The sequence below is a fragment of the Amycolatopsis samaneae genome (genome assembly GCF_039541975.1).
GTDB classification, from domain to species: domain Bacteria; phylum Actinomycetota; class Actinomycetes; order Mycobacteriales; family Pseudonocardiaceae; genus Amycolatopsis; species Amycolatopsis samaneae.
Genome location: NZ_BAABHG010000009.1, coordinates 312,576 through 325,922 on the forward strand (window position 1 = coordinate 312,576; position 13,347 = coordinate 325,922).

13 protein-coding genes are annotated in these 13,347 nt (G+C 69.7%); 6 read left to right on the forward strand and 7 right to left on the reverse strand.

What is annotated here, in order from left to right; genetic code table 11:
* Positions 1–44: 44 nt before the first annotated feature.
* Positions 45–1,022, forward strand: coding sequence for an NAD(P)H-quinone oxidoreductase (locus ABD987_RS25125; protein ID WP_345398405.1), 978 nt, complete (start codon positions 45–47; stop codon positions 1,020–1,022).
* A gap of 309 nt (positions 1,023–1,331) precedes the next feature.
* On the opposite strand, the gene ABD987_RS25130 is transcribed toward ABD987_RS25125, so the two are convergent.
* Positions 1,332–2,531, reverse strand: coding sequence for a cysteine desulfurase-like protein (locus ABD987_RS25130; protein WP_345398408.1), 1,200 nt, complete (start codon positions 2,529–2,531; stop codon positions 1,332–1,334).
* A 134-nt stretch (positions 2,532–2,665) separates the two neighbouring features.
* On the opposite strand from ABD987_RS25130, the gene ABD987_RS25135 reads away from it, so the two are divergent.
* The gene (locus ABD987_RS25135; protein WP_345398411.1) at positions 2,666–3,262 is read left to right on the forward strand and encodes a bacterial proteasome activator family protein; all 597 of its coding nucleotides are present in this window, start codon (positions 2,666–2,668) and stop codon (positions 3,260–3,262) included.
* A 103-nt stretch (positions 3,263–3,365) separates the two neighbouring features.
* Here ABD987_RS25135 and ABD987_RS25140 read toward each other — a convergent pair whose 3' ends face one another.
* Positions 3,366–4,529, reverse strand: a complete 1,164-nt coding sequence (locus tag ABD987_RS25140; protein ID WP_345398414.1) for an epoxide hydrolase family protein — start codon at positions 4,527–4,529, stop codon at positions 3,366–3,368.
* A gap of 164 nt (positions 4,530–4,693) precedes the next feature.
* Between ABD987_RS25140 and wzm the strand changes: the two genes are divergently transcribed.
* Genes wzm through glfT1 form a run of 3 tightly spaced genes read left to right on the forward strand, consistent with a single transcriptional unit; the run spans position 4,694 to position 7,378 of the window.
* Positions 4,694–5,650: a galactan export ABC transporter permease subunit Wzm/RfbD gene (gene wzm, locus ABD987_RS25145; RefSeq protein ID WP_345398417.1), complete on the forward strand. Its 957-nt coding sequence runs from the start codon at positions 4,694–4,696 to the stop codon at positions 5,648–5,650.
* Between the two features lie 3 nt (positions 5,651–5,653).
* A complete protein-coding gene (gene wzt, locus ABD987_RS25150) occupies positions 5,654–6,469 on the forward strand; it encodes a galactan export ABC transporter ATP-binding subunit Wzt/RfbE (RefSeq protein ID WP_345398420.1) in 816 nt (271 codons plus the stop codon).
* Complete coding sequence (glfT1, locus tag ABD987_RS25155) at positions 6,470–7,378, forward strand: galactofuranosyltransferase GlfT1 (RefSeq protein ID WP_345398423.1); 909 nt, start codon at positions 6,470–6,472, stop codon at positions 7,376–7,378.
* A gap of 124 nt (positions 7,379–7,502) precedes the next feature.
* Here the strand turns inward: glfT1 and ABD987_RS25160 are convergent, their stop codons facing one another.
* From ABD987_RS25160 to ABD987_RS25175, 4 genes are all read right to left on the reverse strand, one after another.
* Complete coding sequence (locus tag ABD987_RS25160) at positions 7,503–8,978, reverse strand: hypothetical protein (RefSeq protein WP_345398426.1); 1,476 nt, start codon at positions 8,976–8,978, stop codon at positions 7,503–7,505.
* 9 nt (positions 8,979–8,987) lie between these two features.
* A complete protein-coding gene (locus ABD987_RS25165; protein ID WP_345398429.1) occupies positions 8,988–9,557 on the reverse strand; it encodes a DUF3558 domain-containing protein in 570 nt (189 codons plus the stop codon).
* Positions 9,558–9,561: 4 nt separating this feature from the next.
* Positions 9,562–10,023 (reverse strand): hypothetical protein, encoded by a 462-nt coding sequence (locus tag ABD987_RS25170; protein ID WP_345398432.1) that lies wholly within the window; start codon positions 10,021–10,023, stop codon positions 9,562–9,564.
* A gap of 147 nt (positions 10,024–10,170) precedes the next feature.
* Entirely contained in the window at positions 10,171–10,947 is a 777-nt protein-coding gene (locus ABD987_RS25175) for an ESX secretion-associated protein EspG (RefSeq protein WP_345398435.1), read from the reverse strand.
* Positions 10,948–11,089: 142 nt separating this feature from the next.
* On the opposite strand from ABD987_RS25175, the gene ABD987_RS25180 reads away from it, so the two are divergent.
* Complete coding sequence (locus tag ABD987_RS25180; RefSeq protein WP_345398438.1) at positions 11,090–11,335, forward strand: hypothetical protein; 246 nt, start codon at positions 11,090–11,092, stop codon at positions 11,333–11,335.
* 86 nt (positions 11,336–11,421) lie between these two features.
* Here the strand turns inward: ABD987_RS25180 and ABD987_RS25185 are convergent, their stop codons facing one another.
* Positions 11,422–13,347, reverse strand: a complete 1,926-nt coding sequence (locus ABD987_RS25185) for a glycosyltransferase (RefSeq protein WP_345398441.1) — start codon at positions 13,345–13,347, stop codon at positions 11,422–11,424.

Genomic DNA, 13,347 nt, shown 5'->3' on the forward strand with positions numbered 1-13,347 from the left:
CTGCATTCGGCGCACTTACGCACTGCCGGTATACAGTCGACACCATGTACGCGATCGCTATCCGTGAGCCCGGTGGACCCGAAGTTCTCGAATGGACCGACGTACCCGATCCGTCACCCGGCCCCGGCGAAGTCCTGCTCGACGTCACGGCGAGCGCGGTGAACCGGGCGGACCTGTTGCAGCGGATCGGCGTGTACCCACCGCCGCCGGGCGCCAGCGAGATCCTCGGCCTGGAGTGCTCGGGCACGATCGCCGAACTCGGCGAGGGCGTCGAAGGCTGGCAGGTCGGCGACGAGGTGTGCGCGCTGCTCGCCGGTGGCGGCTACGCGGAGAAGGTCGCGGTCCCCGCCGGACAGCTGCTGCCGATCCCCGGCGAGGTCGACACGATCGCCGCGGCCGGGCTGCCCGAGGTCGCGTGCACGGTGTGGGCGAACGTCGTGATGCACGGGAAGCTCGGCGAGGGTGACGTCCTGCTGGTGCACGGCGGCGCGGGCGGGATCGGCACGCACGCGATCCAGGTCGGCAAGGCCCTCGGCGCGACGGTCGCGGTCACCGCGGGCTCGGCCGAGCGGCTGGAGAGCTGCCGCCAGCTCGGCGCCGACATCACCATCAACTACCGCGACGAGGACTTCGTCGAGGTGCTCAAGAAGCACACCGGCGGAGCGGACGTCATCCTCGACAACATGGGAGCGTCCTATGTGGACCGCAACCTCAGTGCGCTGGCGATGGACGGGCGGCTGGTGATCATCGGGATGCAGGGCGGCGTCAAGGGCGAGCTGAACGTGGGGAAGCTGCTGGGCAAGCGTGCCAGCGTTTTCGCCGCTGGCCTGCGCGCCCGTCCGCTGGAGCAGAAGGCGGCGATCGTGGCCGACGTGCGCGCGCGGCTGTGGCCGCTGGTGGAACAGGGCTCGGTCAAGCCGATCGTGGGCCAGGTCGTGCCGATGGCCGAAGCCGCCGACGCGCACCGCGCGCTGGAGGACGGCTCGGTGTTCGGCAAGGTCCTGCTCGCCGCGAAATCCTGACCACACAAGCACTTCCGCCACGTACCCGGACGGTCGGCTCGCGTACCCGGACGGTCGGCTCGCGTACCCGGACGGTCGGCTCGCGTACCTGGGCGGTCGGTTACCGGCCGACCCGCTGGGTACGTGAGCCGACCGCCCGGCCAGGACGACCGTGCCCGGGTTCGGCCCCGCTCGTGCGGGGAACGGCGCCGGAATCGCGGACGCGACACCGCGGATCCTGGCTCATCCCCGCCGGCGCGGGGAAACACGTCGGCACCCGGTGGCCGGTGCTCAGCGACCGCGGCCCAGCCCCGCGGGCACGGGGAACGCTTACCGCAGTTCTTCCAGGACGCGAACGAGCTGGTTGATCTCGAACACGTTGGAGTAGTGCGCGAGCCCGATCCGCACCGCTCCCCCGACCTCGCCGACACCGAGCGACGCGAAGACACCGCTCGTCCCGTCGTCGGCGAAGGCGCACAAACCCTGCGACGCCAGGTACTCCGCGACCTCCGGCGCCTTCCGTCCCGCGATCGCGAACGCCAGCGCCGGGATGCGCCGCATCGCGTCGCCGATGACCATCACGTGCCGCATCGAGCGCAGTTCGGTGGACAACTGCGCGAGCAGACCGGCGTGATAGGACTTCGCCGAGCCGAGCGAGGTGACCAGCCGCTCGCGGCGGGAGCCGGAGGCCGCGTCGTCGAGCCCGGCGAGGTAGTCGATCGAGGCGATGAGCCCGGCGAGCAGCGGGTACGCATGCGGGCCGAGTTCCAGCCGCGCGGCACCGCGGGCGAGCGGGTCGAGGGACACCGACGGCACGCGTTCCAGCATCTCCGGATCGCGGAACACCAGCGCGCCGACCGAGGGCCCGCCCCAGGCCTGCGCGGACACGACGAGCACGTCGGCGCCGAGCGCGTTGAGGTCGAGCGGCACGAACGGCGCGGCGTAGGTGGCGTCGACCACCACCAGCGCGCCGACGCGCTTGGCGAACTCGATCACCGTCGGCACGTCCGGCCGCGTCCCGACCGAACCCGAGGCACAGGTGACCGTGACCGCCTTGGTCCGCGCGGTGACCAGGTTCTCGTACTGCCACGCGGGCAGTTCGCAGGTTTCGATGTCGATCTCGCCCCAGCGCACGACCGCGCCGACGCGTTTCGCGGCGCGCTGCCACGGTGCCAGGTTCGCCTGTTCGTCGAGCCGGGACACGACGACCTCGTCGCCGATCGTCCAGCGTTCGGCGAGCGCGTCGACGAGGCGGCGCAACAGCACCGGCGCGCTCGGCCCGAGCACGACCGCGCCCGGATCGGCGCCGACCAGATCGGCGACCGCGCGCCGCGCCGCGGTGACGATGCTTTCCGCGCGCTGGGAAGCGGGGAAAGCCCCGCCCGGCCCGGAAACCGGGGCCCGCATCGCGGTGGACACGGCCGAAGCGACCTGCTCGGGGACCAGCATTCCGGCGGCGCCGTCGAAGTGAATCCAGCCGTCACCCAGCGCGGGGAACAAGCCACGGATACGAGCGACGTCGAACGCCATGGTGACACCGTACGGACGTGCCATTCCGCGTCGCGCCCGGGGTTGGGCAGAAGGCCACATCACGGAGGGTTTGCCGCTACGCTCGGAGACGGACACGAACACCCGATGCGCCGACGTGTCGGCCGCACGTCAGGATGGAGCACATGACCGAGCCCAACCCCCGGGAAACCAGCACGGCCGGTGACGCCGGCGCCGAGTCCACACCGCACGTGGTGGTCGTGGGCCCGGACGGCACCCCGGTGGGCACCGCGCGGCTCTCGCCCGACGGCGAGGGCGCCGAAGCGGACGGTGTCGGCGAGCTCATCGAGGAACCCGCCAAGGTGATGCGGATCGGCACGATGATCAAGCAGCTGCTGGAGGAGGTCCGCGCCGCGCCGCTCGACGACGCGAGCCGCAACCGGCTGCGCGAGATCCACCAGACCTCCGTCCGTGAGCTGGAGCAGGCCCTCGCGCCGGAGCTGCAGAACGAGCTGGAGCGGCTGGTCCACCCGTTCACCGAGGACTCCACGCCGTCGGACGCCGAGCTGCGGATCGCGCAGGCCCAGCTCGTCGGCTGGCTGGAGGGGCTGTTCTCCGGCATCCAGACCGCGTTGTTCGCGCAGCAGATGGCCGCGCGGGTGCAGCTCGAACAGATGCGCCGCGGGCTGCCCGCCGGCTCGACGGGCTCGGCGGCCGTGCCGGGTGGCGAGGGCCACGGCCACGGCATCTCCGGCACCGGCCAGTACCTGTAGTCATTCACTTGCCGTTAAGGCCACCTTACGGGCGTCAGACGCCCGTAAGGTGGCCTTAACAGCGCTTCGGCCCAGTGCCCCAGGCGGGAGCAAGGGACCTTCGCTAGCGCCGCGCGACCTCGCGGAAGAACGCCCGGAGATCGCCCAGCAGCAGGTCCGGCTGCTCCAGTCCGGGGAAGTGGCCGCCCCGGTCGAACTCCGTCCAGCGCACGATCCGGTCGGTGCGTTCGGCCAGCGCCCGTACCGGCAGGGTCGTGTCGTCCGCGAAGTGCGTGACGGCGGTCGGCACGGTCGACGACGGCTGGGCGCCCACCGCGGCGAGCGCGCTCTGGTAGATCCGCGCCGACGAGTTCGCGGTCGCGGTGAACCAGTAGATCGCGACGTTGGTGAGCAGGGTGTCGCGGTCCACGGCGTCGGCACTGCCTTCGGGGACGCTCGAGAAGCCCCGGAACTTCTCGGCGATCCACGCGAGCTGCCCGGCGGGCGAGTCGGTCAGGCCGTAGGAAAGCGTTTGCGCCCTGGTCCCCTGGATGAACACGTGGCCCATGCCGTCCCGGGTGAACCGCGTGAACTTCGCCAGTGACCGCTCCGCGCACGCGAGGTCGTCCCCGCCGAGCCCCTCCAGATCGGTCGGGGTCTTCGCGACCGCGCCGAGCATGGTGGTCAGGTGCGCGCCGTGCAGCCGCTCCGGATGCCGCACCCCGAGGTGCCGGGTGATGATCGCGCCCCAGTCGCCGCCGTGCGCGCAGAACCGCGCGTACCCCAGCCCGCTCATCAGCGCGGCGAACGCGTCCGCGACCCGCTCGGGCCCCCAGTCCGGGTCCTCGGGCGGCCCGGAGAACCCGAACCCCGGGATCGACGGCACGACGACGTGGAAGGCGTCGGCGGGATCGGCGCCGTACGCCCTCGGGTCCGCCAGCGGCCGGGCGAGGTCGAGGAACTCGACGTAGGACCCCGGCCAGCCGTGGGTGAGCAGCAGCGGCACCGCGTCCGGTTCCGGTGAGCGCAGGTGCGCGAAGTGGACGTTCGCGCCGTCGATCGTCGTCGTCCACTGCGGAACCCCGTTGAGCCACCGCTCCCGCGCCCGCCAGTCGAAGTCCAGCCGCCAGTACTCGGCCAGTTCGCGGACGTAACCGACCGGCGCGCCGAGCCGCCAGCCGAGCCCGGCGGGCTGGTCCGGCCACCGGGTGTTCGCCAGCCGCGCGGCGAGGTCGTCGAGCCGGTCCTGTGGGATGTCGACCTGGAACGGCTTGCTTTCGAGAGTCATTTCCCCACCGTAGGAAGGCCGGTGCCCGATTCGCCGGGCTCGCCCGAAGGTGTGCCCGGAAGGACGCCGGGGAACACTCTTCGTGTCGCGCCGGAAACGCTGCGGTTACGCCGACAAGGCGGGGCGAACCAAACGCCGCTCACCCCATCGGTACCCTCGTCCACGTGCATGCGACCAGCACGGTTCACACAGCCGAATCCAGCGTTGTGACACCGGTCCCGCCGGTGTCGGACAGCAAGACGTTCACGCGTGCTTTCGCCGATATCAAGGCGGGGTTCCGCGCTCGTGAACTGTGGGGCCACCTGGGCTGGCAGGACATCAAGCAGCGTTACCGCCGGTCGGTGATCGGGCCGTTCTGGATCACCATCAGCCAGGCCGTCATCGCGCTGGGCCTCGGACTGCTGTACTCGCAGCTGTTCCACCTGTCGATCGGGGTGTTCCTGCCCTACCTGTCCACCGGCTTCATCATCTGGGGCTTCATCAGCGGCTGCCTCTCCGAGGGCATGGAGACGTTCATCGCGAACGAGGGGCTGATCAAGCAGCTCCCGGCGCCGCTGAGCGTGTACGCGCTGCGGACGGTGTGGCGCCAGACGCTGCTGCTGGCGCACAACCTGATCGTCTACGTGATCGTGGTGGCGATCTTCTTCGCCACCCTCGACAGCCCGTATTCGCTGGGTACCCAGCACGGTGCCTGCGACGCCGCCCACCTCTGCCACCCCGGGCTCAGCTGGAACATCTTCCTCGCGATCCCCGGTTTCCTCCTGCTGGCGCTCAACGCGGGCTGGGTGACCCTGCTGCTCGGCATCGTCTCGACCCGCTTCCGCGACATCCCGCAGGTGATCAACTCGCTGATCCAGCTGATGTTCTACGGCACGCCGATCGTCTGGCCGGTGGACCAGCTGCTCGCGGGCGGGACGCGCGAAGGCCTCTCGAACGTCGTCCTGCCGATCATCCAGGCGAACCCGCTCTACCACTTCATGCAGGTGGTCCGCGCGCCGCTGCTCGGACAGACCTTCACCGTCGGCAACTGGATCGTGGTCGGTTCGATCACCATCGTCGGCTGGGCGCTCGCGCTCGTCGCGATGCGCAACTACCGTGCCCGCGTCTCGTATTGGGTGTGACACATGGTCAGCATTGACGTCCACAACGCGTTCGTGGATTTCCCGATCTTCGACGCCAAGACGCGGTCGATGAAGAAGAAGGTCCTCGGCAAGGTCGGCGGCAGGATCGGCACCGACACCAAGGTCCCGATCATCGAGGCCCTGCACGACGTGAGCCTGACCCTGCGGGAAGGCGACCGGGTCGGCCTGGTCGGGCACAACGGCGCCGGGAAGTCGACGCTGCTGCGGCTGCTCGCCGGGATCTACGAGCCAACTCGCGGTTCGGCGCGGATCGTCGGCAAGATCGCGCCCGTCTTCGACCTCGGCATCGGGATGGACCCGGAGATCTCCGGCGAGGAGAACATCATCATCCGCGGTCTGTTCCTCGGCATGACCGCCAAGGAGATGGAGAAGCGGGTCGACGACATCGCCGAGTTCACCGAGCTCGGCGACTACCTGAAGATGCCGCTGCGCACGTACTCGACGGGTATGCGGGTGCGGCTGGCGCTGGGCGTGGTGACCTCGATCGACCCGGAGATCCTGATCCTGGACGAGGGCATCGGCGCGGTCGACGCGGCGTTCCTCAACAAGGCCCGCGACCGGCTCAAGGACCTGGTCAAGCGTTCCGGCATCCTGGTGTTCGCCAGTCACTCGGACGAGTTCCTGTTCGAGCTGTGCGACTCCGCGCTCTGGATGGACGAAGGCCACATCAAGCAACGCGGTTCGCTGCGAGACGTCCTCACCGGGTACAAGGGCCGCGATCCCTTCGAGAACATGAGCCAGGAAACCCTGGAGCGCTTCGGCATCGAGCCGGTGACGACGACGAACGGCGGAGAGTAGATGGCCAGCGAGACCCGGCAGCTGCCCGAGGGCGCCGTCGTCGGCGTGGTGGTCACGCGGCACCGGCGCGAACTGCTCGCGGACTCGCTCAAGGTCATCGCCGCCCAGACCCGCGCGGTCGATCACCTTGTGGTGGTCGACAACGGGCCGGACCAGTCCGCGCGCGACATCGTCGAGGGGTACCCGCTGCCCTGCACGTACCTGCCCTCGCACCGGAACCTCGGCGGCGCCGGCGGGTTCGCGCTCGGCATGCTGCACGCGCTGTCGCTCGGCGCGGAGTGGATCTGGCTGGCCGACGACGACGGCCGCCCCGCCGACGAACACGTGCTCGCGACACTGCTGGACGAGGCCGAGAAACGCGGTCTCGCCGAGATTTCCCCGGTGGTGGCGAACATCGACGCGCCGGCGAAGCTCGCCTTCCCGCTGCGCCGCGGTCTCACCTGGAAACGGTCCTCGGCCGAGCTCGGCACGGACTTCCTGCCCGGCATCGCCTCGCTGATGAACGGCGCCCTGTTCCGCGCGTCCACTTTGGACGTCGTGGGCGTGCCGGATCTGCGGCTGTTCTTCCGCGGCGACGAGGTCGAGCTGCACCGGCGGCTGGCGCGGTCCGGGCTGCCGTTCGGCACCTCGCTCAAGGCGACCTACCTGCACCCGGACGGCTCGGACGAGTTCAAGCCGATGCTCGGCGGGAAGTTCCACGCGCAGGACCCGGAGAACGAGGTCAAGCGCTACTACACCTACCGCAACCGGGGTTACCTGCTTTCCCAGCCGGGCATGCGCAAGATCGGCGCGCTCGAAGTGATCCGTTTCGGTCTCTACTTCGTCGGCGTGAAGCGGGATCCGAAGGCGTTCCTGCAGTGGCTGAAGCTGGTCCGCCAGGGGCGGCAGGAGAAGTTCTTCCGCTACTGACCGTCGTCTGTCCACTGTGGTCATTCGAAACGCGAGGCGGTAGCGGCCTTCGCCGGACTCCCGGTCATGGGGACGACGAGACCGCCCGGTCCGGTAAGGGACGGGGCGGCCTCGTGCGGGAACGCTATTCGCCGATGACCGGGGGCGCGGTCCGCATGTCGGTGCCGAAGACCTCGTCCGGGTCCCCCTCGACGAGGTAGGTCGGCCGCTGGTGCTCGGTGTCCTCGTCACCCTCACCACGCTGGCCGCGGGCACCGCCCATACCGCCGGATCCCATGCCACCGCGGCCACCCGCGCCGGAACCGAGACCACCCATACCGCGGCCCGCCGCGGTCTCGGCGGCACCGATGCCGCCCGGCCGCGCGGCGCCCGAACTCGCGCCGGCACCGGGCGTCGACCCGGAACTCCCACCGGGACCGAAGCCGCCACCGCGGCCGACCTTGCTGTTGTAGTCGGATTCGCCGCCGCCCATGCCACCCATCGGTCCCATGCCCATCGGCATCGGCCCGCCCATGGGCATCGAGGTGTTGGGGTTGTTCGATATCGGCATCGAGGTGTTCGGTGGCGTGAAGCCGGACGGGGTGGTGCTGCCCACCGGCAGGTGACCCGAGCCGGTGATCGAGCCGGGCGTGCTGGGGATCGACGAACCACCACCGGGGACGTGGAATCCGCCGCCGCCGGGGATCGACGAGCCGCCCCCACCGGGGCCACCGCCGGTGTTCCCGCTGAAACCGTTGCCGCCAGGGAGGTTGACGCCGCCGTTCCCGTTGCCCTTGTCGTGCTCCTTGCCCGACGGCCCCGTCTTGTCGTCACCCCCGCCGCCGACGCTGAACTTCGGGGGCTCGGCGAACACCGGCTGCTTCGACGCGGCGGTGTAGAGCTGCTTGTCGTAGCCCGACATGACGCGCGCGGCTTCCTCGTGCGCCTTGTCGCTGTCCTTCTGCTTCTGGATCGACTTGTCGATGTTGTCGCCCAGATCGAGCGGGTTCGAGGTGAACCACGACTTGAACTCGTCGCCCCAGTTGAAGGGGATCGGCTTGGGCATGCTGTTCTTGGCGCTGGCCGCGGCGGTGCTCTGGTCGTAGATGGTCTCTGACGCCAGTTTCGCGTTCTGCGAGTTGGCGTCGGCCCATTTACCCAGGCTGGCGAAGTAGCCCTGCGCGTTCGACGCCGCGTTGCCCTCCCAGGTGCCCTTCGACTTGGTGACCGCGTCGTTGATCGTCGTCGAGAACTCTTCGAACGCCTTGTGGATGTCGAAGTACGCGTTCGAGAGGTTCGAAACCTGCGAGACGTCGAGGTCCTTGTCGAGGTAGTCCTTGAGCTGCTCGTGCTTCTGGCCCAGGTAGTCCGCATTGGACGGTTGCAGGCCCTGGACGTATTCGACGTCCCGGCCGGAGGTGAGGTTCTTGACGTTGTCGTCGCCGACCTTGGTCGACTGCTGCGCCGCCTGCCCCGAGGCGATCCAGCCCTGGATGGCCCCGAACAGCCAGTTGTCCTTGTCGACGCCCTCGGCGGCCTTCTTCTGGAAGTAGTCGTCGCGCTGCGCCGGGGACAGCTCGGCGACTTCGCGCTGGGACAGATCGCGCGTCTTCGATGTCATCTGATCCCCCTACGCCTTGGGTAGCTTCGGTTCGACGATGTCGGCGACCTTCGAGGCGATGTCGCAGGCCTTGGTCGGATCCGTGGACACGATCGCGACGTCCACCCGCGAGGTGGTGCCGACGGCGAGTGCCAGCGTGCATCCGTTCGGCGGCGACGGCGCCTGGACCGCCTTCCGGTCGCCCTGGTGCCCGTTGATCTTCCCGCCACCGCTGTCGTTGACCGTGTCGATGCTCTGCTGGTCCCGCACGTTCACGCTGACGGTCAGCCGCTCGTCGCTCGCGCTGGCGCGTTCCCGGAGGAAACCGCAGCCACGCGCGCCGCTGCCGAGGTCGGACTTCGTCGGCCCGGTGAACTTGCCGTACTGCGCGAGATCGGCGGTGCCGATGAGTGCGCAGGGATCGAGGGAAGCGGTCCCGCCCCCGCCGGGTGCGGGTGCGGAGGTACCGCTCGCGGACGCGCCGGACGAGGGCGCCCCGGGACCCGGCAGCGCGGTGCCCTGCTGGGAATCAGAGCATCCCGCCAGCAGGAAGACGCCCGCGACCAGCGGAACGACGGAACGCAAGGACAGTTTCGACATTCCCTCAGCCCTGTTTCTTCACGAGATCGGCGGCCTGCTGCTCAGTCTCTTTGTACTGTCCGGCCGCCCTCGCGAGCGCCTCGTCGGCCTGCCGGAGGGTCTGGCTGAGCTGCTCCAGCACCGCCTTCGCCGAGTTGGCGCCTTCGGCCGCGGTCTTCTGGTCATGGGCCGAAACGGTCTTGCCGTACGCGTGCCCACCCAGCTGCGGTGCCTGCTCGAGGTCGAGCTGCGCCCTGCTCATCCCGTCCAGCTTGGTGGCCATGTCGGTGAGGGCCTTGCGCAGCGGCTCGACGCCTTCCGCGCTGATCTTGAACCCACCGCTCTTGGCCGCGTCGACGAGCTTCTGGGTCTCGGAGGTGACCCCCTGGATGGCGCCGATGCTCATGCCGCCGGAGCTGAACGGGTTGATCTGATCGAAGAGGCTCTTGCCGCCCCCCGTGCCGCCGCCGTCAGCCTGGAAACTCATCGCCGCCCCACATCCTCGCCTGTGCGTCTGCGCCCCGCAGTCTACTAGCCGGGCACGCTGCGCAACGGGCTTTCGCCCCGATTCACCTGGTCACCGGCCCTGGCGCCGGAAGGTACGACGCGGCCGCCGCGGGATCGGTTCCCCGGCTCAGAACCGGCCGTCGAGCTGGGAGTAGAGCTGCTGGGCGATCCGCGCGTTGTCGGCCGGCGCGTAGGTGAGCCACCGCTGCCCGTCGGCGGCGTCGTTGCTGGTCATCAGGTAGCGACCGGCCTCGGTGTCGAACCAGGCCAGTGTGGACAGCCCGCTCTCCTTGCCGTCGCCGCCCCGGACGTAGGCGGTGAACTGGCCGATGCGCTGCTTCGGCTTCTCGAAGATCCGCTCGACCATGCGCAACTGCGAACTGGCACCCTGCGATCGCGGAGCGTTCACCCCGGCGAACGGATCGTAACCATCGTCCTGGCGACGCGGGGTCTGCGGCTGCGGCGCGGGGCGGGCGATGGTCACCGACTGGCCCGGCGCGGCCGGGGTCAGCGGCAGCAGGTCGACGATCGCGGGCACGATCCCGGTCGGCCTGGTCTCCTCGAACACGAGCAGGTTCTCGTCCTGGCGGACCAGCACCGCGAAGCGCCCGTTCGAGGCGACCCTCGCGAACAGCTGGCGGTCGTCGAGCTGGGCGGCGGCGGTGATGGCGAGGTCGCTGCGGACGAAGGTGGCCAGCGCCAGCTCGATGTCGGCGTCGAGCCTGCCCCGCCGGAGCATGCCGCGGCCGTCGAGATCGCGCAGCACCGCGTCGCGGATCGTCGCCCGCTCCTCGATCGTCGTCCCGACGTGCGGCACCTGGAACGGGACGGGCGCCCGCCCGAGTTTGTGCAGCTCGGTCAGGATGTCCACCGCTGCCAGCGACAACGAGAACGAATGCGGCATCGCCTTCTGCCCCCTGCGAATCTGTCCGGCTCTCCGGGAAACCGTAGACCACGGGCGATCGGCTCCGCAGCCGGACGCCGGGACCGCTCAGCTCTGCGCGAACCGGCTTGCCGGGATGATCGGGCGCTGGTGCCATGGACCCATGGCAGACCCCAAACCCGCGCTCGTGCTGCACCTGGCCACCGGCGGCGAACCGCTGCTGTTCGCGCTCGACGGTGAAGAGACCGGTCAGCTCCAGGAAAGTCTCACCGACCTGGTCAAGACGGGCTCGGTGAGCACCGTCCGGACCAAGGACGGCTCGACGGTCGCGATCAACTTCGCGCACGTCGCCGCCGCCTATCTCGACGACCTCAACCGCAAATCGACCGTCTTCGGGCTGCACGCGTAGTTCGCCGCGCGGGCCGGGTTCCCGGACACGCCGAAGGCCATCCCCGGGGATCCGGCGATGGCCTTCGTGCGTGGTGAAGCGGTGGCTCAGAGCCCGTAGAGCCTGGTCCAGTTCTCCCGCGCGGTCAGCTCGGGCATGGCGCGCTTGTACTGCTCCTGGACGGCGGCGCCCTCCTTGCGAAGGCGGTTGATGACCTTGGCGCTGCGACGGGCGAGTTCGAGCATCTTCGCCTTGTCGTAGGACCGGACCCGCACGCCCTCCTGGTTCGCGTCCGTCACCACGGCGGTGTCGAACTGCGCGATGTGCCACCAGTGGGCCTCGTCGTTCGGGATCGCGCCGAGGGAGAACCGGGTGCGGCCGAGCGCCCGGTCGAGGATCCGCTTGACCAGCACCAGCCGCTGCATGCTCGGCCGGGGCGCGGCGTTGATGATGCCGATGTCGTTGGAGGCGATGCCGGGGACGTCGGTGGCCTTGTGCCGCTTGGTCTCCGGGTAGGCGTCCCGGATCCGGCGGATCTCCTGCATCGCCGCGACCCCGCCGTCACGCAGGATCTCCGGGCCCTCCAGGAAGTCCTCGACCGCCTTGAGCAGCGTCGCGGTCAGCCCGTACTGCATCCCGAGCAGGTACCGGATGATCTGCGCCACCAGCACCCGCGAGAGCAGGTTCAGGTTGAACGGCGAGTGCAGCGCCGCGGTGATGATCGAGTTGCGCAGGTTGAAGTACCGGTGCCACTCGTCCCAGTCCTTCCAGTGGAAGTCCGCGTGCCACACGCCAGCGCCCGGCAGCGTCACGGTCGGGAAGCCCGCCGCCCGCGCCCGGTAGGAGTACTCCGCGTCGTCCCACTGGAAGAAGAACGGCATCGGGTACCCGATCGCCTTGACCACCTCGTACGGGATCAGGCACGACCACCAGCCGTTGTAGCCCGCGTCGAGCCGCCGGTCCTGCCGGTTCGGCTTCAGCGTGTCCTCGTCGATCCCGAGCAGGTCCGCGGTCTCCAGCGAGTGCTCGACCGGCTTGCCCGGCTCCAGCGCGTTGAGGTTCGCGTACTCCGCGCCCACGTGCAGCTGGTTCGGGTGCAGCAGGTTGAGCATCTGCCCACCGACGATGATCGGGTTCGCCTGCCGGTTCGAGAAGGCGGTCATCCGGATCACCAGATCCGGCTCCAGCAGCACGTCGTCGTCCATGAACAGCACGTTCGCGTGCTCGGTGGCGGTGTGCCCGGCCACCTCGTACAGCCCGCGCGTGAACCCGCCCGCGCCGCCGAGGTTCGGCTGCTTGATGTAGTGCAGCTTCTGGCCGAGGTCCTTCGCGACCTGCTCGAAGCCGTCACGGGACTCGACCAGGTCGGTGCCCTGGTCGGCGACGTAGATCGCGTCCAGCGTCTCCAGCGACGACACGTCCGCGGCCAGCGCCTGCAGGTTCTTCAGGCAGTCGTCCGCGCGGTTCATCGTGCAGATCGTCACGGCGGTCGGCCGGATCTTCTCCGGCGCCTCGACCGTCCAGCGGACCCGCTCGATCCGCAGCGTCTGCCCGCCCTCGGTCTCCACGTCCAGCCACAGCGCGCCGCCGTCGTAGAACTTGTCCAGCTTCGTGGTCAGGGTGACCAGCCGCTGCTTCGCGCCGGACACGAGCTCCGCGGCCACGACCCGCGGCTCGCCCTCGACGTCGGAGGCGCCGACCGTCAGCTGGCCGTCCCCGGTGACGACCGCCTCGACCGAGACCTCGGACACCGTGGTCCACCGCTGCCAGTAACTGGCCGGGAACCGGCCGAAGTACGTGTTCCCCGTCAGCCTGGACGACGGCTCGACCGTCGCGCCGGTGCGATCCCGCACCGCCGAGCCCCACTCCAGCTCCGCGTACAGGTCCTTGCTCACGATCGGTGCCGGACCCGCGTACAGACCTCGCTGCGCGGTCAGCCTGCCCTGCGGAGTGTGCTCGGTGAACGTGGTCTCTCCAGCCACCTTCACGTCGACGCTCGGGGCCTGTCCGGTGGCTACTGCTTTACCGGGCAT

Coding starts and splice junctions, on each gene's coding strand:
- ABD987_RS25125 (WP_345398405.1), top strand. CDS start 45: ATGTACGCGATCGCTATCCGTGAGCCCGGTGGACCCGAAGTTCTCGAA.
- ABD987_RS25130 (WP_345398408.1), bottom strand. CDS start 2,531: ATGGCGTTCGACGTCGCTCGTATCCGTGGCTTGTTCCCCGCGCTGGGT.
- ABD987_RS25135 (WP_345398411.1), top strand. CDS start 2,666: ATGGAGCACATGACCGAGCCCAACCCCCGGGAAACCAGCACGGCCGGT.
- ABD987_RS25140 (WP_345398414.1), bottom strand. CDS start 4,529: ATGACTCTCGAAAGCAAGCCGTTCCAGGTCGACATCCCACAGGACCGG.
- wzt (WP_345398420.1), top strand. CDS start 5,654: ATGGTCAGCATTGACGTCCACAACGCGTTCGTGGATTTCCCGATCTTC.
- glfT1 (WP_345398423.1), top strand. CDS start 6,470: ATGGCCAGCGAGACCCGGCAGCTGCCCGAGGGCGCCGTCGTCGGCGTG.
- ABD987_RS25160 (WP_345398426.1), bottom strand. CDS start 8,978: ATGACATCGAAGACGCGCGATCTGTCCCAGCGCGAAGTCGCCGAGCTG.
- ABD987_RS25165 (WP_345398429.1), bottom strand. CDS start 9,557: ATGTCGAAACTGTCCTTGCGTTCCGTCGTTCCGCTGGTCGCGGGCGTC.
- ABD987_RS25170 (WP_345398432.1), bottom strand. CDS start 10,023: ATGAGTTTCCAGGCTGACGGCGGCGGCACGGGGGGCGGCAAGAGCCTC.
- ABD987_RS25175 (WP_345398435.1), bottom strand. CDS start 10,947: ATGCCGCATTCGTTCTCGTTGTCGCTGGCAGCGGTGGACATCCTGACC.
- ABD987_RS25180 (WP_345398438.1), top strand. CDS start 11,090: ATGGCAGACCCCAAACCCGCGCTCGTGCTGCACCTGGCCACCGGCGGC.
- ABD987_RS25185 (WP_345398441.1), bottom strand. CDS start 13,347: ATGCCCGGTAAAGCAGTAGCCACCGGACAGGCCCCGAGCGTCGACGTG.